Consider the following 22,441-nt stretch of genomic DNA (forward strand, 5'->3'; position numbering starts at 1 on the left):
ATGTCGTCCTTCGTCGCGATTTCGACGGTGTAGTCGTAGAGCCTGCCGAGTTTCTCGATGCCCGTCAGGCGCGACACGGTGAAGAGGCATTCGTCGCGCCACTTCGGCAGGGCCGCGCCGGCAATCTCCAGCGTGCGGGGTTGGTCAAGCCAGGACATGGGTCACTCCGTGAAATGCCGGCGAAAGGGGATCAGGAAATGTCGCGCATACCGGCGCGCGGCGGCCACTGCGCGATCCGGCCGCGCTGCTTCGTGTGCACCACGGTCTTCGTGAACGAGTGCATCGAGACATGCCGTGCAACGTAGTGCTCCAGCACCAGCGCGAGCGTGTAGGGACTCACCCCGTCCAGCCCGCTTTCATCGAAGGTGAAGTCGCACCGGATGCCCCGTCCGAATACCGGGCCCCCGTTGCCTGGCGGCAGCATGTCGTTCACGGGCGTGGCCGTGGCGCTCACAAGGCTTTCGACCTGACGTGCGAGCGCGCCCGCGTCCGGGGTCACGTACAGGCGCAGGCGGCGGCGTACCCCTTCGCCCGGATGGGGCTCCCCCTCGCTGTCGTCGAACATCTGGTAGTCGAGCTTCAGTTGCCCCATCAGTTGCCAGGCCTGGTCACCGCGCGCAAGCGGCGGTTTCGGCGCAGACGGCGCGCGCACAAAGCCGACGCTGACCACCGGCTTCGATCCGGCGAGCGTGAGATCGTGGCGGCCGCCGCATTCGAGCAGCGATGGCAGATCCCGGTTGGTCAGCCATGCTTCGAGCGACAGGAAACGGATGCCGCCATCATGGGGCCGGTCCTGCCCGTCCACGAGCGAAATGAAGGTCTGCGTCTCGGTGAAGGGGCGACGCGTACCGTACTGCCGCCCGCCCCCCTGGACCAGATTCGCCCGGCGGCGCAGGCTGAAATAATTGCCCTCACTGGAGGCGCCTGCGCCGGACGGCCGTTCCCGTGGCGCGAACTTCACCTCGTCATTGCCTTCCTCGGCAACCTGGCCGTGCGCCATATCGACGGAGCGCAGGTCGAAGTCTGCCGGCGCGTCGGGAACCGGCACGAGCCGGTTCTCAGCTTCATCCGGGTCGATTTCGAGGTTCTTCGTGCGGAACGGAAACAGGTTGACGACCGGCGTGCAGAAGAGCGCAAAATGCGACGCATCCACCGTGTCGGCCAGCGCCCCTGGCGCCCTGCTGAGCAGGATGGCGATCTCGACCTCGTTGCCCTCGATGGTCTGCAGCCCCTGGCCAAGCCCCGTCAGCGCGAAAAACCAGAAGCGTGCCGGACATGCGAAATATTCCTGCACGAGGCCGTGTCCGTGCAGCCTGCGCGGGACATCGGGCAGCACCGCCTGATCCGGAGCAAGGCCTTCGTGGGCGACCGCGCCGCGCGTGACCCCGTATAGCGGCCCCTCCGCAAACCGGCCGGGCGCCGCCATGACGCTGGCTATACCGGCCGAGTGGATCAGCTCGAACAGATGCGAGGCAATCCGTTCGTCTCCGGCGAGATACAGGGGCAGCCGGTCCAACCCCTCCAGGCTCGCGATGGACGTACCGTTGGTCGTCTCAAGTGTGAGGCGCACAGCACCCTGCACGCGCTGCCCGTCCGGCACGTACTGGTCAAGGAAAGGAATGTCCGGCGGAATCAGCGTGACCCGCGCGAGCCTGATCCTCAGCGGATAGACGGTTACGTCCTGACTGCTGCGCAATACGCACGGTGTTTTCTCGCCTGCGGGCGTGCGCGAGGTGAAAGCGGTGCCGCGCGGGATGAGAAACCCCTGGCCAAGATGACCGCTTTCGTGCCCCGGGTACAGACGGGCCACCCCAATAGAAGGGGTCTGCCGGACGTAGTTCGGATAGACCGATTCCAGCATCGGCTGCATCAGTTCGGGAAACGCCGCATCGAGACGCATCTGCGTGCGCGCCGTCATGAAAGACGACCCCTGAACCAGCCGCTCGACATAGGGGTCGCCAATCTCGCCCGCCTGCATGCCCAGACGCGCCGCGATCTTCGGATGCTGCGCGGCGAACTCCTGCGCCAGCGCAGTCGTGTACAGCAACTCGCGCGTGTAGTAGTCGAGCAGTTCCGGGTCTGCGGGTGGTTGATGCGACTTCGTCATGTCGTTCGTTTCGTTCGTCTGCCGGGTCTTGTCCTGTCCTGCCAAACGACGTGCCATGTTGCGCGCACAACCTTTGGCCATCCCGGTTCCAGCATCTGCCACGGACGGGGGCAATTTTCAGGATGAGAATTTAACGGTACTTAACGGCCACCTGTCATTCGTCATCCCCGCCGTTTTCCCACTGGGCCAGCAGTTCGGCCGGGATCGCATTGACTACATCGACGTAGCGCTTGCCGACAAACTGTTCGGCACGCCTGAGCAGGACCGGAATGGGGCTGCTGGGTTCGTGCTGCTCAAACCACCGGCGCGCTTCGCGGATCAGGTTGAGTGCATCGTGACGATCGTTAGCCGTTGCGGCGATGCGGGTGCTGATGGGTTCTGGCAACGGCGTTTCCTCGTGCTCGCCGAATGCTTCCGGGGATGCTGCCTGGACAGCCGAAACCGGACTATCCTGCTGCGCCCCGCTCGTTTCTTCTGGCCGGTTATCTCTCGTGCGGCTGCCGGGAGGAACGGCAACATGACGCAAAAGCCGCCTGAGTGCGGTAAGGTCAGGTGCAAAAACGCTCAGATGCTCGCGGCACCAGTCTTCAATCGCAGTCAGGTTTTCAAGCGCCTCATCAAATCCCGAAAGAACGGAGGCCTGCCGCATGCGAAGTTCCTCGAGTTGCTGCATCACGGAATCAGGGGCCAGCGCATCGCTCGGCCTGGGATGGGCGAACGCACGCTCGACGTCGCGCATCTGCAGCCGTGTCGCCGTTGAGCGTGTCAACGCGAGGTCCCTCAGATCCGAGATGAGCCCATCGGTGTCGGTCAGGGACTGCAGGGCGTTCATGCGGATCTCGAGTGCCACCGTGCGATCCTCATCCACACCCGGTTGCGGGTGAACCAGATCCGGGAATGCGGCCAGCCACGCGGCCAGCAATCCCAACCCTTCGGCGAGACCCGCGGCTGCCGCAAGGCGCGTGCGACAGCGCGTGAAGAGCACAGCCAGACGCACGTCCTTGCTGCGCATCATCAGGCGCCGGCAGTCCCGGTCCACATCGCTCCAGTTCACGGGCTCCGGCGTACCCACGAAATCGCCGTACTGCGCATCGGCCCTGGCGGCAACGCTCGCGCTCAGGACGACGAACTCCGGGTCGTATTCGAGATCGACGCCACACGGCGCCTCTTCCGAAACAGGCGCCATCCAGTCGTGCGTGACGCCGCGGCCCTGGGGGAGGTTCTGCGTCTGCGGATCCTTCTTTCGTCTAGTGCTCATGGTTCGACCTGTTTCAGTTAGGCAGCGCGGGCTTCGGCGCCCCGTCTAAGCTGGGGCACGTAGCGCTCCGGCTCGAAGAGCATGCCTGTGACCGGCTCCGCCGAAGGCGACTGCCCAAGCCACCCCGACCAGCCCAGTTGCTGGTGGCCACCCATCACGGCCGGCGGCACGCTATGTGGACGGATCTTCAGTTCGAGTTCCCAGTGGATTTCCCTGCCGACGAACGCCCGCACCCATTCGACCAGGCGCAGCAGATCCGCGCCGCGGGGCGTGAACCGCTGGTAATCGTCGATATCCACCGGACCGATGACAATGCGAAAACGAAACTGGCGGTCGGGTATCTTCCCGCCGAGAATCGCGTTCACGGCCATGATCGAACCCGCGCCAGGTACACCCAGCCTGCTTTGCTCACCGGGATCCACATCGAGCCAGTGAAATACGTACTCCTCGACATGCACCGGCACGCTGAAATATTGGGAGAGCGTGGCGGCCAGTCCCCCCGGATTGCGGGATTCGCGCACGAGATGCGGAGCCGCGGACAGCCTCGCGTGGGCGGGCAGCGGCCCCGTGCTGATTTCCCCGACTTCGTGGCCGGCGAGGCCCGCAATGTAGAACGTGAAACGCTCATTGTCAGGGCGGTCGAGGCCTGCTGCCGATTGCGCCGATGCCCACGCCCGATAGAACTGCGTGAGATACCGGTGGTGAAAGACATCGAGAAAATTGCTCAGCGTCGGGTCACGCCGATGCTCCTCGCGCTCGCGCGCGATCTCGGTGATGTGGATGGGGAGCGGTCCATTGGGACCGAGCATGCCGAGCCCGAAGAGGCGGATCTTCAGTCGGTCGTGGGCCACGCCGGCACGCGCGATCTCGCGCGGCGCAAAGACCAGTCCCGGCTGCTGGCCAAGACGGAACGGTTCGGCCTGCGGAAGCCGGGCTGTACCGACAGGATCGATTGCCGGGTTGGCACCGATACGCCGCATCAGTGCAAGGAAACCATACCGCCAGGGCTCGGCCTGCAGATGGTCGAGCAGCGACCGCGACAGAGCGATATCCCGCACCAGCGCCTTGAACGGAGCACGCTTCATTGGGCCGCTCCGCGCGAGCCCATGCGCACCGGCCAGCGGGCAACCAGCCCCCGCTGCATCGAATGCAGTTCGGTCTGCGTGAACGAATTGATCGACACGTGCCGTGCCATGTAGTGCTCGATGACCAGACCAAACAGGTAAGGACTCACGCCGGAGAATCCCATCTCGTCGACCGTGAGGATGCACTCGATGCCGCGACCGAACACGAGCGGGCCATTGCCCGGCAGCACGCTGCTGACGGGTTGCGTCTTCACTCCGATCAGGGCATCGACCTGACGACGGCACCCGTTCTCGTCGCCCGACAGGAAAAGGCCGAGCAGATCGCGCAGGCCCTGGCCGCCTTCGCGGTGATCCATGTCGCTGAACGGCAGGTAGTTGAAGTTCAGCTGCCGGATCAGGCGCCAGGCCATTTCCCGCTCCGCGTAAGGCGGCCTCGGGGGACTGGGAGGACGGATCAGGCCGATCGACTCGATGGCCTCTTCGTCATTTCCGTTGAGGTCGTTCACGCCGTTGCGGGGTACAAGCAATGGCAGATCGCGGTTGGTCACCCATGCGTCGGCCGACAGATAGCGGATTTCCTCGCTGTAGGGCGCTTCCGTTTGATCGACCAGGGAGACGAACACCTCGGTGCCGACATAGGGCGTGCGGGTCCCGTAGAGCCGTCCGGCGTCCGACACGAGGCGACGTTCGCGGCGGCTCGAAAAGTACCGCCCATAGTTGCCGCCCCCATCATTGTTCAGTGTCTGAAACAGTGGCCTGAACTCCAGTTCGGCCGAGCTCGATGTCTTCTGTCCGCAGATCCTCTGGATGGCGAAAACCTCATAATCCAGCGGCTCCAGTTTCGACGGCACGAGGCGAATCTCCACTTCGTCCTGCGCAATTTCGATCTGGTCGGTCCGTTTCTCGAACAGGTTGATGACGGGGGTGCAGAAAAGCGCGAACCGCGACGCATCCACGAGATTCGCGAGCCGGTCGGTGGGCTGGTCCAGCAGCACGACCACCTCGGCTTCAGCCCCGGTGATACGGCTGAATCCTTCGGCAAGTCCCGTCAGCGCAAAAAAATGGAAGCGACCCGGGCACGCAAAATACTCGTGCAGAAGATTGTGCCCGTGGAATTTTGACCACGTGAGCGGCAACAACCCTTGGTCGGCACCGAGACCTTCATGGGCAACCGGGCTGGATGTGACCACCGAAAGCGGTTTGAACGCTGCGCCCGACTGGCCCGGCTCGCCGATAAGCGAGGCTACGTTGGCTACGTGCAGCAGTTCAAACAGGTGCGAAGCGACCTGCTCGTCGCCCGCAAGATAGACCGGAAGGCGGTCAAGGCCCTCAAGATCCGATATCCGGACCCCATTCGTGGTGCGCAACCGGACCCGCAGCGCGCCGCGCACCTGCCGGTCTTGTGCGACATAGCGGTCGAGCCCGACGACGTCTGACGGAACGGGGGTGAGCTTCGCCCCGGAAATACCCAGCGGATACAGCGTGACCTCCAGCCCGGTGCGGAACCGGCACGCGGTTTTCTCCCCGGCGGGCTTGCGCGCCTTGAGGATCGTGCCGCGCGGCAGATGGAACCCTTTCTTCAGGTTCCCTTCGGTCGGGCTGGGATAGATCCGGGCGACTGACATGGACGGCGTCGGCGCCACGTAGTTGGGGTAGACGACTTCGAGCAGCCGTTCCGCGAATTTTGGAAACTCCGCGTCCATCTTGATCTGCGCACGAGAGGCCATGAAACAAAACGACTCGAGCAGCCGCTCGACATAAGGGTCCGCCACCTCACCTGCCTGCGTGCACAGGCGCGCGGCGATACCGGGATGCTGCCGCCCGAACCCGGCCGCGAGTTCGCGCAGGTAGATCAATGCCTGACTGGAATAGTCGAGCAGCCGTGGATCCATTGTCTTGCCCCGTAATCGACGTGGTTCAGATGCCGCGCGCACCGCTGACGTTGAGCTGACTGGTCTCAAGGTCGAGCGAGCTCTGCACCATGAATTCCATCGGATAGGGGTCCATGCTGATCAGGCCGCGCACTTCGAACGCCAGGGCGTTGTACTGGACTTCGCCATCCCTGTCCGGTAACGGCGATACGCTGACACTGTCCGGCACGAGGCGGGGCTCGAAGTCCCGGATCGCGCGCTTGATGATGGTCTCGATATCCGTCCATTGGCGCGTCGCCATGAATTTGCCCGCAAGCGGCGGCACGCCATAGTTCACCGTCGAGGCCACGATGTGTGGGTAGCGCACCCGGTCAATCTGCTCCTCGATGTTGATGGTATTGAGCAGATACGCCAGATCGCGCTGAACGATGTCGCGCATCTGCGCGCGCGTCACGGCGTATTCGCCTGGGGCCTCGTGCTGCCGGTGCGGTGCGTCATCTCGCAGGCGGTCCAGCAGCGTGGGCATCAACCAGGCATTCGCTCGCCGGGGAGCCGCAGCCGGTGCTGCGTCAGTCTTGCGCTTACGCCGTTCCATCCATGCCTCCGTCACCCTGCGTTGCACTCCCGGCAATGCTGTCGGCCAGCACGCGGTTCGCGTCATCGGAAAACGCGCAGACATCCAGCTCGAACACGCCAACATCGCCGCTGCTGGTTGCCCATGTTTTGCGACCCTGTGCGATCACACCGGTACGGCCGGACTCCGTCCAGACCGTCGTGTTGCCCAGGCGCAATGCATCCAGCGCGGCGCAGTCGTGGACGGCCCCTGTGACCGCGGGAAATCGCGCGGGCATGAATCCCCGCGCCTTCGTCCCATCGACAAGTGTGAGCGAGCACGGAGCCCATACCAGGTCGACGAGCGTCGCCGGACGCCCGATTTCCCAACCCGCGATATCGGAGAAAGGCAGCCAGCGGTAGCGGCCTGCCGTGATGACTTCGCAGACCGGCCCGAGACGCGAATCGCTGTCGGCGATCCACTCAAACGACCGGGCTGCGCCACTGCCGCTCACCAATGGCGCCTGATCCAGCGCCGCCTCCCGCACGGTGTCTGCGACCCCCGCCTGGCCAGCCGCCGTCAGGCGCAGCGCCTCGGCGAGGCTCTCTATCCACGACGGGGGATCGACAACAAAGCCCGGTTGCGCGAGTCCACTCATGACCTTCGCGCGCCAACGTTCGGCCCGGATAAGTTCCCGGTATGCCTGCGCGGCCTGTGCCTGCTGCGGGTTCAGTTGCGCGAAGACCTGCAGTTGCTGGATCGCCCGTTCCCACTGCTCCGTTACACAGAGCAGCTGAAACAAGGCCCAACGGTGACCCGCAACGGCAGGCTCCCGGCGGATCATGCCCTGCATGTCATCGAGGCGTGTATCCAGCGACATCGTCATGGCGAATTCCCTGTCAAGGTCACTTCCGGCATGGGTAGCGGACTGTCGATACCGGGTGAATGATGCTCGCGGCGCGTGAGCGTGGGCGGCAGCGCCGCCACCGAACGGAAAGCCGAAGCCAGATATTCCGGCGGGGCAAAGACGCGCAGGATCTCTGGCACAGGCTCGGATTCGGGCAGGTTCCCGAGATCGCTCTCGCGCAGCGGGCCAAATGCGTGATCCAGCAGTTGCGCGCCGGACAGCAGCGCCTCGATCGAATCCTGACCAGCGTTGTGAAGATGCGGACAGGCAGGCAGGTCCGACTCGCCACCTGCGCGCCGGCCTGGCGACCCGGACGGGGACTCCCATTCGGGTCCGCCCACCGTTCCAGGAGGATTGTCCAGTGCCTGGCAGTACTGTCTATGTAGACTGGATAGCAGGTTGTCCGCGTCAACGCGCGCCGGCCTCGAAGAATCCTGCTCCAGCACCAGACGTGATCCAAGGAGAGCAAAGATGGCTTCACTGCCCCGAAGGTCTCCCTCCGGCTGATGCTCCGTAAACGTCGCCAGTGTGTCGTTGTCTGCGTTATCCGCGTCCGGCATGCCCGTGCCCGTATGCCCGACGATATCCTGAGCAGGGAGCGCTCCGGGTTCGGCACGTGTCACGGACGATTCACGACGGCGAAGAAGGCGGAAGAGATGCATGAGACAGTGACCTGAATATGCGTTGGGACGCGCATTTTAAACACGGCAAACTCCAATCCGTCCACTCCGATCTCGTTATCTTGATTTGATTTTCTAAAAACTCACGATCCTTAAATATTTGTCAACATCTCAAAACAAAATCCAATATCGAAAATGTAAATTTTTTATAAAATTAGAATTTATCCTATCTTCATTCGCGTAAGAAATTCTGTAAACATCGCCGCCATGTGCGCAATCAATTTTGATATATAGATATCTTATTTATTAGATATCGTTTTTATAAAACGCCAGCGAGCGTGGCATCCGGAATGAAAGTGGGACCTGTAAATTGATCAGCGCAGTAAGGTCTTCCGGCAGTGACGGCGGTGCATCGGGAATGATGAAGTTCGCGACAAGCCTGGAAAAGCCACATGACGATTTCCCGTCATTCACTATTCTCCAAGCCTGGCGGATAACACTCGCAACATGGCACGTGCTCTCGCCACGTTGTCCGCTGGTGCGAACTGCATCATGGACTTTTCGCACCACGTCGACAAGAAATTCGAGCGCGCGTCTGGGTCATCTCCGGGCATGAATGAACAGCGTACTCGCAGCGCCTGGCTACTGGTAGCTCTCGTGACGATGCCCGAATTGCGGCGTGTCCGGTTTTCCATATTGCCGCCTTCGCGAAAACACCTGTTGACGGGCCGACAGCACGAACAAATGCCTGTCAGCCATGCTGGCGGCCGGTTCCGGCTCGCTGCCACAATGGCTTCGCTCTCTATCCAAGGCCGCAAGGTTCGCTCAAAGATTTAATGATTGATTTTCGATCCGAATTTCTGGCGCCACCAATTTTGGCATGTTCCGTTTATTTACATCACGGACGCAAATAACAACCCACGAAAAAGCCGAGAAATTTTTATTTATATCGCCATCCTAAATATCTCGCCTACTACCGTTTATATTTTGAGTGGTGTTCTTTTTCGTCTCGCACCAGCGCCAGCCATGCACCCATCCTTGCAGAAGCACTCGTTACGGTTTGCCCTCACCTGAGGAAGCATCGCAGGCCTCCATGCAAGAGAAGGCCGAAACGAGCGGAACGTCCTGTATTCGTCGCCGCGTCGTACTTCTGCGGAGTTCACGAGCCTCCAGGCTCGATGATGACAATCGAATAGCTGTTCGGGAGACGCGCAAAAACATCGCCGTTCGAAGCGCCTCGAGGCGCCGGCTCTGCCGCAGCGGCCGTGGTCAGCGAAGAAACTCGTCGGCCGCACGGGAGGTCCGGTGAATTTCGTTGTGGAACGCTTATCGGGGGCATTCATCAGCCGGCGCAGCTCGCGAGTCACCACCAGCCCATATCGCGATATTTCACTGGGTTTTCGAGCGCACGACGGACTTGCCGAAAATCGCGGACTTCGTGGCCTGCCCCATAGCCCCCAAAAAATCTTTGACAAACACTCTTACGATATATATCTTACGACATGTTTTAAGTTACCCCAGCGACAAGGAGGCCCCATGCGCCACCATTCCCATTTTTCCCATTTCGATCGTTCCGGCCGCCACGGCGACACACCGCGAGATCCGCGCGACATCTTCGGCGGCCGCCATCCGGCCCTGCGCGCGCTTCACGCGCTGCGCCACGCCATGGGCCGCCACCGCGGCGGCGAAGGCCCCGGCGACTTCGGTGACCGCTTCGGCGGAGGTTTCGGCCGCGGCTTCGGCGGTTTTGGCGACAACGACGGTTTTGGCCGCGGCCGCAAGTTCACGTCCGAAGACCTGCAGCTCATGCTGCTCGTGCTGCTCGCCGAGCGCCCGAGCCACGGCTACGAACTCATCAAGGCGCTCGACGCGCGCTCGAACGGCTTCTACAGCCCGAGTCCCGGCATGGTCTACCCGGCCCTCACGTATCTGGAGGAACTCGGCTACGTCAGCGTGACGCTCGAAGGCAACCGCAAGCGCTATGAGCTTTCGCCCGAAGGCCGCGCATACCTCGAAGCCAACCGCGAACGCGCTGACCTGATTCTCGCAAAGCTCACGCACTTCGGCCGCAAGATGGAAGTCATGCGCCGCGCGATGGCCGGCGAAGATCCCGCCGAAGGCACCGGCTGGGTGCGCGAGCTGATCGAGGCGCGCCGCGCGCTCAAGCACGCGCTGCTGCGACGTACCGACGTCTCGCCCGAAGAACAGCGCCGCATCGCCGCGATCCTAGCGCGCGCGACAGAGGAAATCGAAAACGGCGGCATTTGACACGCCGCTTAGACACGCCGTTTCCCTTCGCCATGCGCCAGCGGCAGTCCACGCCGCGCCACCCCGACATCGGAGCCATACATGCAGAAACCGTCTCAACTCGAAATCGTCCGCGTGCGTCATCCGCTGAAATTCCGGCTGTTGCGCGTGGCGCGCGTGGAGGCGCTCTCGTCCGCGCTCGTGCGCGTGACGCTCACGGGCGACCTGAGCGACTTCGTCTCGGCGTCGTTCGACGATCACGTCAAGGTGTTCTTCCCCGCCTTGGGCGAGGAAAAGCCAGTACTGCCAAGTTTCGGCCCGGACGGCATCGTGTTCCCAGAGGGTGTCGAACGTCCCGCCGCGCGCGATTACACGCCGCGTCGCTTCGATGCGCACGCCAACGAGCTCGACCTCGAATTCGTGCTGCACGAGGCGGGCCCCGCCACGGCGTGGGCCGCGCAGGCCAGGCCCGGCCAGTATCTCGGCGTGGGCGGACCGCGCGGCTCGATGGTGATTCCCACAGGATTCGACTGGCACCTGCTGATCGGCGACGAAACGGCGCTGCCCGCCATCCAGCGGCGCCTCGCCGAGTTGCCGGCCAGCGCGCGCGTGGCCGTGGTCGTCGAAGTGGCGAACCGCGCGGCTCGCATCGAACTGCCCACCGAAGCCGATCTGTACGCCATCTGGTGCTATCGCGAAGAAAGCGGATCGGCGCAGCCGCTCGTGGACGCCATATCCGAAGTCTGGCTGCCGCCCGGCGACGGCTATGTCTGGGCCGCAGGCGAAGCTTCGGCGATCCGCGCGGTGCGCGCTCACTTGTGCAACGAGCGCGGCGTGGCCAGGACGCGCATCCGCGCATCCGCCTACTGGCGGCACGGCACGCAGGCGGCCCACGAAACGATCGACGACTGATCGACTTGCCGGCGCGGCGACACTGCCGCGCCTTCCCGATTTTGGCTCATTTTTTTGGCCGATTCCCGGCTAGTCCCTGCGTTGCGCCGACACATGCCCCCTCTCTCACGCCGCTGCGCGAACGCACCCTGTTCTGGCGGCTCGCGCTCACGCAGCTCGCCGTTATCATGGATTTCATGGTGATGATGCCGCTCGGCCCGCAGATCATGCGCGCGTTCGCGATCACGCCCTCTGCGTTGGCGACAGCCATATCGGCGTATTCGCTCTGCCCGGGTTTATCGGAACCCCTTGCCGCAACATATATCGACCGCATCGGCCGCCGCCTGCGGCAGGCCGCCCAAGCACTCTTCGCGCTCGCCACGAACGTTCATCTGCTGCTTGCGGCGCGCGCATTCGCGGGCCTCACCGGCGGCATGCCCGGCTCGATTGTGATGGCGCTCGTCAGCGACGGGATTCCCGCCGCGCGGCGCGCTCCTGAGCGCCGACAGCGCGGGGCAGGCGCTCGTCGGCATGTGCATTGCGTGGGGCTGGGCGGCCAGTGGCTCACGCGTGGCGCGAACGGCGCGATCGCGAGCTTCGGAGAAAACGGCTGGATTGCTGCGACGCTCACGTGCGCGACGGTGCCGCGGGTGAAGGGCACGTCGCACGAGCATGGCGCCGGTGCGCCGGCGACGGCGAAGTCCTGAGGGATGGACTGTCCGGACACGGACCGCAAAAGAAAAACCGGTTCGCAGGCATCGCGCGCCTCATGAGCGCGCGATGCCTGCGAACCGGTCGTGCTTCTTCGGATAGAAAGCGGATGAATACGCGGGTCTCGCCCGCGTGAAGCGCGTGATCCGACCGGCCGATCGGGTGCCCGCGCTTCGGTCGCTGCGCGAGGCAGCGACCGAAAGAAGCTTAGAAGCGGTGACGCATGCCCACCGTTGCGGCGACCTGGTTCTGCGAGGTCGACGGCGACAGCGTGTTGATCATCGCGACGTTCGCGCCGGCGTCGCCGAGCTCGCCCGAAGCGTGCTGGTACACGGCGCCAGCGTACACGTCGGTACGCTTCGACAGCGAGTAGTCAGCCGTCAGCGAGACGGTGTGCCACTTCGGATCGCCCGAGCCGTTCGAACCCGTGACCTTGCCGTCCGTATACGTGTACGACGCGTTCAGGACGAGGGCCGGCGTCAGCGCGTAGGCGCCGTTCAGCTCGAAGTTGTCGAGGCGCAGATTCGAGTTCGACGGGATCGAGAACGTGCTGCCGCCCTGGCCGCCGGCGATCAGGTTTTCGTACTGCGTGTGCGTCCACACGAAGGCGACCGTTGCCGGGCCGTAGTTGTAGTTCACGCCTGCGCCGAACGTGCGTTGCGTTTCAGCCGAGAGGTTGAAGTTGTTGCCGCTCGCAGCCGAGTTCGCGCCGTTGCTGTTGCCGCCGCGCGTGTTGTTCATCTGCAGGTAGGCCGCTGCAAAGTTCAGCGGGCCGTTGCCGTACGAAGCGCCTGCGCTCCATGCGCGGTTGTTCGCGAACTGGCCAGCGTCGTTGCTGAAGCCGTACAGGCCGCCGAACTTGAAGCCGGCGTAGTTGACGCTCTGGTACTTGACCGAGTTCTTGATCGAGAACGAGTGGTCGAGGTTGTCGTTGTCGAACGGGTGAGCGGCCAGGTTGTTGCCGTAGCCAGCGCCTGCTTCCGAGAGCGGGCCGAGGTAATCGACCATCGAGTCATACTGGCGGCCGAGCGTCAGCGTGCCGAAGCGGTCGCTTTGCAGACCGACGAACGCCTGACGGTTGAACATCGTGCCGCTTTCGGTGTCCTTGCCGTTATTCAGGTTGAAGCCGTTTTCCAACGTGAAAATCGCATGCAAACCGCCGCCCAGGTCTTCGCTGCCCTTCAGGCCGAAGTACGTGTCGCCGACGCTGCCGCTACCCTGGTTCCATGCGGCGTGGCCGCCTGCATTGTTCGCGTAGACGATACCCGCATCCAGTGCGCCGTAAAGAGTAACGCTGCTTTGTGCTTGAGCCGAGGCTGCGAATGCGCCGAGGACGCCCGCGATAATCAAAGTGTTCTTCATGACTTTCCTTATGACATTCAGACCGCGCTGAAGCGGCTCCGGGTATTGGAGCCGCCCCGGCAATCCCGGCCGAAGTCTACGTGGCAAAGACATTAAATCGCGGGCCCGAACGTTGTAAGAGATATTTGCGAAATCTGGAAATATCGGGCTTAAGTCTGATAAATAACTGTCGCATAAGGATTTTTTTAAATCCATCCAGCGCCTTGACGAAAGCCAGTGTGGCAACCACGCGACGGCCAAATCGCACGAAAATCGATTATTGTCAAAAGTGGATTAATTGATCGATGATTCCGCGCATTAATTTTTCTCGACCCGATGAAACTCAGGATCGCCGCCCTGGTCCAATTGCGGCTCGCCGCGCAAAATGGCCGGCACGCGGCTTTCACACGGCTTCATTAGCCACGCGATTATGTGCGCCTCGAATTACGATTATCGCCCGCACGACGAACGCGCCCGCGACCGCCTCACCGATTTCCGCTCGCGCGGCACGCGTACGGGCGCGAGCGCGCGCATCCGTTAAAATCCCGGAACGCGCGTTTTTACAGCGCCCGCATCACCCGCATCGACGCCACTTCTAGCGAACGGCCGCGTCGCCCTCACCCGTCCGGCGCGAGCCCCCGTCATGACAAACAAAGCCACTGCAACGCCCGCCACGCCCTTTAGCGATTTGCCGCTCGCTCCCGCCATGCTCGCCAATCTCACCCGCCTAGGCTACGTCGACATGACGCCGATCCAGGCGGCGAGCCTGCCCATCGCCTTCGCGGGCCACGACCTGATCGCGCAAGCCAAAACGGGCAGCGGCAAGACCGCCGCGTTCTCGCTCGCGCTGCTCTCGCGTCTCGACGCGCGCCGCCAGGACGTGCAGGCCATGATCCTCTGCCCCACGCGCGAGCTGGCCGACCAGGTCGCGCAGGAGATCCGGCGCCTCGCGCGCGCCGAGGAAAACATCAAGGTGCTCACGCTGTGCGGCGGCACGCCCATGCGTCCGCAGGCGGCAAGCCTCGAGCACGGCGCGCACATCGTGGTCGGCACGCCGGGCCGCATCATGGACCACCTGGAACGCGGCAATCTCGTGCTCGACGCGCTCAACACGCTCGTGCTCGACGAAGCCGACCGCATGCTCGACATGGGCTTCTTCGAGGACATCGCCACCGTCGCGCGCCAGTGCCCCAAGGAGCGTCAGACGCTGCTGTTTTCGGCGACCTACCCGGAAGGCATCGCCAAGCTGAGCCAGCAGTTCCTTCGTCATCCGAAAGAAGTCAAACTGCAGGAACATCACGACGACAGCAAGATCCGCCAGCGTTTTTACGAAGTCGCGGAAAACGAGCGCCTGCACGCCGTGGGCATGCTGCTCAACCACTATCGTCCCGTGAGCACGCTCGCGTTCTGCAACACGAAGCAGCAATGCCGCGACCTGCTCGACGTGCTGCGCGCGCAGGGCTTTCACGCGCTCGCGCTGCACGGCGAGCTCGACCAGCGCGAGCGCGACCAGGTGCTGATCCAGTTCGCCAACCGCAGTTGCTCGGTGCTGGTCGCGACCGACGTGGCCGCGCGCGGCCTCGACATCGCGCAACTCGAAGCCGTGATCAACGTCGATGTGACGCCCGATCCGGAGGTGTACGTGCACCGCATCGGCCGCACGGGCCGCGCCGACCAGGACGGCTGGGCACTCAGCCTCGCGAGCATGGACGAAATGGGCCGCGTGGGCGGCATCGAGCGGGCGCTCGATCGCGAAGTCGAATGGCGCCCGCTCGTGGAGCTCAAGCCCGCCAGCAGCGAGCCGCTGCTGCCGCCGATGGAAACGCTGCAGATCCTCGGCGGCCGCAAGGAAAAGATCCGCCCCGGCGACGTGCTGGGCGCGCTGACCGGCGAAGCGGGCTTCAGCGGCTCGCAGATCGGCAAGATCAACGTGACCGACTTCTCGACCTATGTGGCCGTGGAGCGCAGCATCGCGCGCGACGCGCTGCGCAAGCTCAACGCGGGCAAGGTCAAGGGCAAGAAGGTCAAGGCCCGCATGATGGACGAATAAGCGGACGGGCGCGCACGCGGCTTGCGCAGCCTCGGTGCATTGCGCCACCTGTCAACCGTCTCAGGAAAGCCATGAAACAACCGCTCAGAATCGATTTCGTCTCCGACATCGCGTGCCCATGGTGCGCGATCGGCCTTTCGTCGCTCACTCTCGCGCTCGAGCGTCTGCGCGACACCATCGACGCCCAGATCGTCGTGCATCCCTTCGAGCTCAATCCGCAGATGGGCCCGGGCGGCGAGTCCGCGGTCGAGTATCTCGGCAGGAAGTATGGCCGCACGCCCGAGCAGATCGGGCAGACGCAGGCCATGATCCGCGAGCGCGGCGCGAGCGTCGGCTTTGCGTTCGGCCCGCGCGAGCGCGTCTACAACACGTTCGACGCGCATCGCCTGCTGCACTGGGCCGGCATCGAGGGCAAGCAGCTGCCGCTCAAGCTCGCGCTGTTGCGCGCCTATCACGGCGAGGGCAAGGACACGAGCGACCACGCGGTGCTCGTCGAGGCGGCGCAGTCCGTGGGCCTCGACGCGGACAAGGCGCGCGAGGTGCTCGCGAGCGGCCAGTACGCCGACGACGTGCGCGCCGAAGAGCACGAATACCAGGCGGCGGGCATCCAGTCGGTGCCCGCGATCATCTTCAACGAGCGCTATCTCGTGAATGGCGGCCAGCCCGTCGACACCTTCGAGCAGGCCATCCAGCAAATCCTGGCCGAGGACGGCAAGGCCTGAGACCCGGGAAGCGCCGGCGCGCGGCGCGGACGATCGCGTGGGGAACGCCCGAATGTCCGGGCACGGCTTCCCCGCTTGCCTCGCGGCCTGCATTGCGGCGCGCTTCGCCTCCGTTTCGAAACCGGCGAAACGCAGATGTCTGCCGCTCCCTCGCGGGCGTGTAAACTAGCGGGTTTTTGCCCAGGTGGAAAAGTGCTAGCCCCGCAACGCCTCGCGTTGAGCGGCCCCACGCTCGTTCGCTTACTTGCCCGCCTCGGCGACGCCGAGGTGCAGGAATCCCGGCAGTCCATCGCGGATCGTCTGAGCCAATGGCTCGGCTGGACGGACGCCATCGCGCTCTCGACGGCGCTCAGCGTGCAAACGCCGGGCGGCGAGCCGGCGACGCGCGCGGGCGCGGGCGCCGCGCAAACTCACAGCGAGCGCGTGCGCGCCGCGCTGACGAGGGCCATTGCGGGCGAAGGCGCCCCCGCGCGGCGCGACGGACGACGCACGCAGGCCGTCGGGCCGCAAGCGCCGGTCGATGTGGAACCCGATTTCGCGGATTTCCGCCAGCGCTACCTCGCCCTGCAGCAGGCGATGGAGACGGACATCGGCACGCTGCGCGCCCGTTTGCGCGCCATGCTGGCCGCCCGGTCGCCCGCACTCGCGCGCCTCGCGACGGTCGACGCCGTCATGGAACAGGCACTCGGCGCACGCGAACGCAGCCTGCTCGCCGGCGTGCCCGCGCTGCTCGGCGCGCATTTCGAGCGTCAGCGCGCGGCAGCGGGCGCTGCCGGTGCGCAAACCCTCGCAGCCGCCGAAGAAAGCGCCGCGCCGCACGCATGGCTCGCCGGCTTTCGCAACGATATGCAGAGCGTTTTGCTCGCCGAACTTGAGATCCGGTTTCAACCGGTCGAAGGGCTGCTTGCCGCCCTTCGCACCAGCTAACCCAAACGCTATGTCCCGATTTCGTATTGAACCTGTTGTTTTCGTCGTGGGCCTCGCCGCCGTTTGCTGGACCGGCGTCGGCTACCTGGGCTCGAACGCGCTTGCGAGCGCCGTCACGCTGCTCATCGGCGCGTGCTATGTGACGGGCGCCTGGGAGCTTCTTCGCTTCCGCCAGGCCACCGTCACGCTCGCCAAGGCCGTCGCGCAGCTGAGCGCGCCGCCGGCGCGGCTTGCGGGCTGGCTCGATACACTGCATCCCGCCCTGCGCAATCCGGTGCGCGCGCGCATCGAGGGCGAGCGCATGGCGCTGCCCGGCCCGGCGCTCGCGCCCTACCTCACCGGCCTCCTCGTGCTGCTCGGCATGCTCGGCACGCTGCTCGGCATGGTCGTCACGCTCAGGGGCACCGGCGCGGCGCTGGAAAGCGCCACCGACCTCGACGCCATTCGCGCCTCGCTCGCCGCGCCCGTCAACGGCCTCGGCCTGGCCTTCGGCACCTCGATCGCGGGCGTGGCCACCTCCGCGATGCTGGGCCTGCTTTCCGCGCTCTGCCGCCGCGAGCGCATCGAAGCCGCGCAGCAGCTCGACGTGAAGATCGCCACGACGCTGCGCGGTTTCTCGCCCGTCCATCAGCGCGACGAATCGTTCAAGCTGCTGCAGCGCCAGGCCGACGCCATACCCGCGCTCGTCGACAAGCTTCAGACGCTGATGACGCTGATCGAGCGCCAGGGCGCCGCGCAGCACGAACGGCAGCTCGCGAGCCAGCAAGCCTTTGCCGCGACCGCCGAAGCCGCGTGGAGCCGCCTCGCGGCCTCCATGAGCCAGTCGCTCGAATCGGGCGCCGCCGAAAGCGCGCGCGCCGCGGGCGCGGCGCTGCAGCCGGTCGTGGAAGCGACCATGGCGGGCCTCGCGCGCGAATCGGCGTCGCTGCAAGGCACGCTCACGCAAGCCGTGCAGCGGCAGCTCGAAGGGCTCGCGAACGGCTTCGAAGCCTCGACCGCGAACGTCGCCGAGATCTGGAACCGCGCGCTGGCGCAGCACCGTCAAACCAGCGAGGCGCTCGCCGCCGACCTCGGCGGTGCGCTGGAGCGCTTCAACGCGAGCTTCGAGCAACGGTCCGCGGGCCTCCTCGAAGGCGTGTCGACGCGCTTCGAGGCCGCTTCGGAAACGATGTCGCTCGCATGGCGAGCGGCGCTCGAGCAACAGGAACGCTCGGGCGAAAAACTCGCGGCCGGCAACCAGCAGGCGCTCGCCGCGGCGTCGGCCGCGTTCGAGCAGCATTCGGCGTCGCTGCTGCGCGCGGTGGATGCGTCGCATGCGGACTTGCAGACGACGCTCGGCGCGCGCGACGAAGCGCGGCTCGCAAGCTGGGCGCAAGCGCTCGAGACCATGACCGCCGCGCTGCGCACGGAGTGGGAAGCCGCGAGCGCCGCGACGGCGCAGCGTCAGCAGGAAATCTGTGCGACGCTTGCCCGGACCGCGAACGACATCGCCGCACAATCGCAGCAACATGCAACGAGAACGATCGCCGAGATCGATCGCCTCGTTGAAGCGGCTTCCGAAGCGCCCAAGGCCGCCGCGAACCTGCATGCGGAAATCTCCGCGCGCGACGAACAGCGCCTCGAAACGTGGACCACCTCGCTCGCGACCATGACCGCCGCGCTGCGCACGGAGTGGGAAGCCGCGAGCGCCGCGACGGCGCAGCGTCAGCAGGAAATCTGTGCGACGCTTGCCCGGACCGCGAACGACATCGCCGCACAATCGCAGCAACATGCAACGAGAACGATCGCCGAGATCGATCGCCTCGTTGAAGCGGCTTCCGAAGCGCCCAAGGCCGCCGCGAACCTGCATGCGGAAATCTCCGCGCGCGACGAACAGCGTCTCGAAACGTGGACCACCTCGCTCGCGATCGTGGCCGCCGCGCTGCGCACGGAGTGGGAAGCCGCGAGCGCCGCGACGGCGCAGCGTCAGCAGGAAATCTGCGAAACCCTCGCCCGCACCGCCGGCGACATCACCACGCAGTCGCAGGCCCATAACGCCAGCACGATTGCCGAAATCGGGCGTCTCGTGCAGGCCGCGTCGGTCGCGCCGCAAGCCGCCGCCGAAGTCATCGCCGAGCTGCGCCAGAAACTCTCGGACAGCATGGTCCGCGACACGGCGATGGACGAGGAGCGCAACCGTCTGCTCGCCACGCTCGAAACGCTGCTCGACGCCGTGAACCGCGCCTCCACCGAGCAGCGTTCGGCCATCGACGCGCTCGTCTCCACGTCGGCGGACCTGCTCGAGCGCGTGGGCGGCCAGTTCACCGCGAACGTCGAGGCCGAAGCCGGCAGGCTCGGCGCGGTCGCCGCGCAGGTGAGCGGCAGCGCCGCGGAAGTGGCGAGCCTCGGCGACGCGTTCGGCGCGGCCGTCACCGTGTTCGGCGAATCGAACGACAAGCTCGTGGCGCATCTGGAGCGCATCGAGGCCGCGCTCGACAAGTCGCTTGCGCGCAGCGACGACCAGCTCGCCTACTACGTGGCACAGGCGCGTGAGGTCATCGACCTCAGCATGTTGTCGCAGAAGCAGATCGTCGAGAACCTGCAGCAGCTCGCGAGCCAGCGCGGCGCCGCCGGAGTCGACGCGGCATGAACGACGAAATCGACGGCGGCGCGGCCCCCGCCGCGCCGGTCTGGCCCGCGTTCGCCGACCTGATGTCGGTGCTGCTGGGCGCGTTCCTGCTGATCCTCGTGGGCGTGGTCGGCATGCAGCTCGAACTGTCGAGCCGTCTCGCAAACGAGGTCAGGCAGCGCCAGGCCGAAACGCAGCGCCGCAAGACGCTGGAACAGGCGCTCGCGGGTCCGCTCGCGGCGGGGCGCGTGACGCTCGTGAACGGGCGCATCGGCATTAGCGGCAGCGTGCTGTTCGCGCTGAACTCGGACCAGTTGACGCCGCAGGGCCGCGAACTGCTCAAAAGCCTCGCCGGGCCGCTCACGGCGTATCTGAAGAGCCGCGACGAAATCCTCATGGTCAGCGGTTTTGCCGACGACCAGCAGGTGCATGCGGGCAACCGCCGCTTCGCCGACAACTGGGAGCTTTCCGCCGAGCGCGCGCTCACGGTCACGCGGGCGTTCATCGACGAGGGCGTTCCCGCGTCGTCGGTGTTCGCGGCCGCGTTCGGCTCCGAACAGCCGGTCAGCGCGAATACCGACGAAGCCGGCCGCGCGAAGAACCGCCGCGTGGAAATCGCGCCGGTGCCGCGACACACTGTCGGCGAGGGCAAGCATGGTCAATGACGGCATGCGGCACGCTGCGTCCGACGCGCGCGCCCTGCTCGACGCCTGGCGCGCGCGCGGCGCCGACCGGCTCGACCCGGTGCGCTTTCACTTTATCGAAGCGCTGGAAAAACGCGCCGCCGCGCACGCGGGCGAAGCACGGCGCCTCCTGGACGCGCGGCTCGCGCAGTTGCTCAACGCCTTCGCCGACGATCTCGCGCGCGCGGCACCGAGGACCTCGCCCAAGCTCGACGACGACAGCGGCGCAAGCGGGCTCCGCCGCCTCGTCGATTCGCTCGCGCGTGCGCAGCCGGCACTCCCCGCGTCGCGGGCGCGGCACGAGCCGGACCCGGAACTGGTCGAATACTTCCGGCAAACGTGGTCGCGCGTGCGGGCCGAAAAGCAATTGCGGCAGTCGCTCGATCAGGTGCCCAGAAACGCCGGGCCGCTCAATTCGAGCAGCCTCGTGCATCGCGCGCTTTCGCTCATGCGCGAGATGTCGCCGGGGTATCTGCAGCACTTTCTGGCCTATGCCGATTCGCTTTCCTGGCTCGATCAGTTGACTGCGAGCGTGGCGGGAGCGGCGGCGCCGAAGGAAGCGCCAAAAAGCGCGTCGGCGAAGAAAGGGGCGCGGGGCAAGGGGCGGTAGCCGCAACGGACGCCCGCCCCCCGGTTCACCCCGCCTTCCGGCGCTCCCGCACGGCCTGCGCGAGCCCGTCGAGCACCGGCGCCGTCTGCGCCCAGCTAATGCACGCATCGGTGATCGACACGCCGCGCTTGAGCGGCACGCCCGGCTTGAGGTCCTGGCGGCCCGCTTCGAGATGGCTCTCGATCATCACGCCGATAATGCGCTTCTCTCCGCCGCCCAACTGCTCGCCGATATCGCGCGCCACCTCGATCTGCCGCTCGTGCGCCTTGTTCGAGTTCGCATGCGAGCAGTCGATCATGACCTGCTCGCGCAGCCCCGCCTTCGCGAGCGACGCGCAGCACGCCGCCACCGAGGCCGCGTCGTAGTTCGGCCCGCTCTTGCCGCCGCGCAGGATCACGTGGCAATCCTCGTTGCCGCGCGTTTCGAAAATCGCTGCCATGCCCATCTTCGTCATGCCCATGAACGCGTGGCTCGCGCGCGCCGCGACGATGGCGTCGGCGGCCACCTGCACGCCGCCGTCGGTGCCGTTCTTGAAACCGATCGGGCACGAAAGGCCCGAGGCCAGTTGCCGATGGCTCTGGCTTTCGGTCGTGCGCGCGCCGATCGCGCCCCACGCCACGAGGTCGGCGATGTACTGCGGGCTCAGCAGGTCGAGAAATTCCGTGCCTGTGGGCAGGCCGAGCGCGTTGATGTCGAGCAGCAACTGGCGCGCCGCGCGCAGGCCCTCGTTGATGCGGAAGCTGCCATCCAGACGCGGGTCGTTGATATACCCCTTCCAGCCCACCGTCGTGCGCGGCTTCTCGAAGTACACGCGCATCACGATCAGCAGCTCGTCCTTGAGCGCGTCGGCTTTCGTCTTGAGCAGCTTCGCGTACTCGATGGCCTGGTCGTGGTCGTGAATCGAGCACGGGCCCACCACCACGACGAGCCGGTCGTCGCGATGCGCGAGCACCCTGGCGATCTCGGCGCGGCTCTGTTCGACGAGCGTTTGCGACGCCCGCGGCACCGGCAGTTCGTCGAGCAGCAGCGCGGGCGAGATGAGCGGGCGCACGGCGCCGATGCGCACGTCGTCGATGCGGGTCGTGTCCTGGGTGGCGTCGGCAATGCCGACTTCCTGGTCGTGCTGAGGATTGTCGATACGGCTCAAGATGTTCTCCGTCTGCGCACCTTAAGCGCGCACCATGCATGTGGGGTGAATGCGCGATTATCGCATCCGGCGCGCCAGCGGGGCCCCAAACCAGATCCGAAGC

General features: G+C 65.3%; 17 protein-coding genes and 1 pseudogene. 9 read left to right on the forward strand and 9 right to left on the reverse strand.

Annotated elements, in window-relative coordinates:
* Nucleotides 1-190: 190 nt before the first annotated feature.
* From tssF (BLU17_RS30985) to BLU17_RS31015, 7 genes are all read right to left on the reverse strand, one after another.
* Entirely contained in the window at nt 191-2,107 is a 1,917-nt protein-coding gene (tssF, locus tag BLU17_RS30985) for a type VI secretion system baseplate subunit TssF (protein WP_092006286.1), read from the reverse strand.
* Nucleotides 2,108-2,261: 154 nt separating this feature from the next.
* The gene (locus BLU17_RS30990) at nt 2,262-3,293 is read right to left on the reverse strand and encodes a type VI secretion system ImpA family N-terminal domain-containing protein (RefSeq protein WP_176929251.1); all 1,032 of its coding nucleotides are present in this window, start codon (nt 3,291-3,293) and stop codon (nt 2,262-2,264) included.
* 89 nt (nt 3,294-3,382) lie between these two features.
* Nucleotides 3,383-4,450: a type VI secretion system baseplate subunit TssG gene (gene tssG, locus BLU17_RS30995; RefSeq protein ID WP_092006231.1), complete on the reverse strand. Its 1,068-nt coding sequence runs from the start codon at nt 4,448-4,450 to the stop codon at nt 3,383-3,385.
* Complete coding sequence (tssF, locus tag BLU17_RS31000; protein ID WP_092006234.1) at nt 4,447-6,342, reverse strand: type VI secretion system baseplate subunit TssF; 1,896 nt, start codon at nt 6,340-6,342, stop codon at nt 4,447-4,449. Before tssF (BLU17_RS31000) ends, tssG begins: the two co-directional genes overlap by 4 nt.
* Nucleotides 6,343-6,367: 25 nt before the next feature.
* Nucleotides 6,368-6,916, reverse strand: coding sequence for a type VI secretion system baseplate subunit TssE (gene tssE, locus BLU17_RS31005; protein ID WP_092006236.1), 549 nt, complete (start codon nt 6,914-6,916; stop codon nt 6,368-6,370).
* Nucleotides 6,903-7,760, reverse strand: a complete 858-nt coding sequence (locus BLU17_RS31010; RefSeq protein WP_092006239.1) for a type VI secretion system accessory protein TagJ — start codon at nt 7,758-7,760, stop codon at nt 6,903-6,905. The genes tssE and BLU17_RS31010 overlap by 14 nt, the downstream gene beginning before the upstream one ends.
* On the reverse strand, nt 7,757-8,443 hold the full coding sequence (locus BLU17_RS31015) for a TagK domain-containing protein (RefSeq protein WP_092006241.1): 687 nt from the start codon (nt 8,441-8,443) through the stop codon (nt 7,757-7,759). Before BLU17_RS31015 ends, BLU17_RS31010 begins: the two co-directional genes overlap by 4 nt.
* Before the next feature lie 1,494 nt (nt 8,444-9,937).
* Between BLU17_RS31015 and BLU17_RS31020 the strand changes: the two genes are divergently transcribed.
* The 3 genes and pseudogenes from BLU17_RS31020 to BLU17_RS34130 all read left to right on the forward strand — a co-directional run.
* On the forward strand, nt 9,938-10,669 hold the full coding sequence (locus tag BLU17_RS31020) for a PadR family transcriptional regulator (protein WP_092006244.1): 732 nt from the start codon (nt 9,938-9,940) through the stop codon (nt 10,667-10,669).
* Between the two features lie 81 nt (nt 10,670-10,750).
* The gene (locus BLU17_RS31025; protein ID WP_092006247.1) at nt 10,751-11,560 is read left to right on the forward strand and encodes a siderophore-interacting protein; all 810 of its coding nucleotides are present in this window, start codon (nt 10,751-10,753) and stop codon (nt 11,558-11,560) included.
* A gap of 113 nt (nt 11,561-11,673) precedes the next feature.
* Nucleotides 11,674-12,030: pseudogene (locus BLU17_RS34130) on the forward strand (MFS transporter); the annotation flags it as partial.
* Nucleotides 12,031-12,457: 427 nt separating this feature from the next.
* On the opposite strand, the gene BLU17_RS31035 reads toward BLU17_RS34130, so the two are convergent.
* A complete protein-coding gene (locus BLU17_RS31035; protein ID WP_092006250.1) occupies nt 12,458-13,612 on the reverse strand; it encodes a porin in 1,155 nt (384 codons plus the stop codon).
* A 622-nt stretch (nt 13,613-14,234) separates the two neighbouring features.
* Between BLU17_RS31035 and dbpA the strand changes: the two genes are divergently transcribed.
* The 6 genes from dbpA to BLU17_RS31065 all read left to right on the forward strand — a co-directional run bounded on the left by dbpA (nt 14,235) and on the right by BLU17_RS31065 (nt 21,191).
* Nucleotides 14,235-15,641, forward strand: a complete 1,407-nt coding sequence (gene dbpA / locus BLU17_RS31040; RefSeq protein ID WP_092006253.1) for an ATP-dependent RNA helicase DbpA — start codon at nt 14,235-14,237, stop codon at nt 15,639-15,641.
* A gap of 71 nt (nt 15,642-15,712) precedes the next feature.
* Nucleotides 15,713-16,363: a DsbA family oxidoreductase gene (locus BLU17_RS31045; protein WP_092006256.1), complete on the forward strand. Its 651-nt coding sequence runs from the start codon at nt 15,713-15,715 to the stop codon at nt 16,361-16,363.
* 192 nt (nt 16,364-16,555) lie between these two features.
* Nucleotides 16,556-17,290 (forward strand): DUF3348 domain-containing protein, encoded by a 735-nt coding sequence (locus tag BLU17_RS31050; protein ID WP_245747102.1) that lies wholly within the window; start codon nt 16,556-16,558, stop codon nt 17,288-17,290.
* Nucleotides 17,291-17,300: 10 nt separating this feature from the next.
* Nucleotides 17,301-19,919 (forward strand): DUF802 domain-containing protein, encoded by a 2,619-nt coding sequence (locus BLU17_RS31055; RefSeq protein WP_092006259.1) that lies wholly within the window; start codon nt 17,301-17,303, stop codon nt 19,917-19,919.
* A complete protein-coding gene (locus BLU17_RS31060) occupies nt 19,916-20,563 on the forward strand; it encodes an OmpA family protein (RefSeq protein ID WP_092006262.1) in 648 nt (215 codons plus the stop codon). Before BLU17_RS31055 ends, BLU17_RS31060 begins: the two co-directional genes overlap by 4 nt.
* On the forward strand, nt 20,553-21,191 hold the full coding sequence (locus BLU17_RS31065) for a DUF2894 domain-containing protein (protein ID WP_245747103.1): 639 nt from the start codon (nt 20,553-20,555) through the stop codon (nt 21,189-21,191). Before BLU17_RS31060 ends, BLU17_RS31065 begins: the two co-directional genes overlap by 11 nt.
* A gap of 25 nt (nt 21,192-21,216) precedes the next feature.
* Here BLU17_RS31065 and BLU17_RS31070 read toward each other — a convergent pair whose 3' ends face one another.
* Nucleotides 21,217-22,338 carry a 3-deoxy-7-phosphoheptulonate synthase gene (locus BLU17_RS31070; RefSeq protein ID WP_092006264.1) on the reverse strand — a complete coding sequence of 374 codons (1,122 nt, stop codon included), beginning with the start codon at nt 22,336-22,338 and terminating at the stop codon, nt 21,217-21,219.
* Between the last annotated feature and the right edge of the window lie 103 nt (nt 22,339-22,441).

The sequence above is a fragment of the Paraburkholderia lycopersici genome (genome assembly GCF_900096975.1).
In the GTDB taxonomy this organism is placed as follows: Bacteria; Pseudomonadota; Gammaproteobacteria; order Burkholderiales; family Burkholderiaceae; genus Paraburkholderia; species Paraburkholderia lycopersici.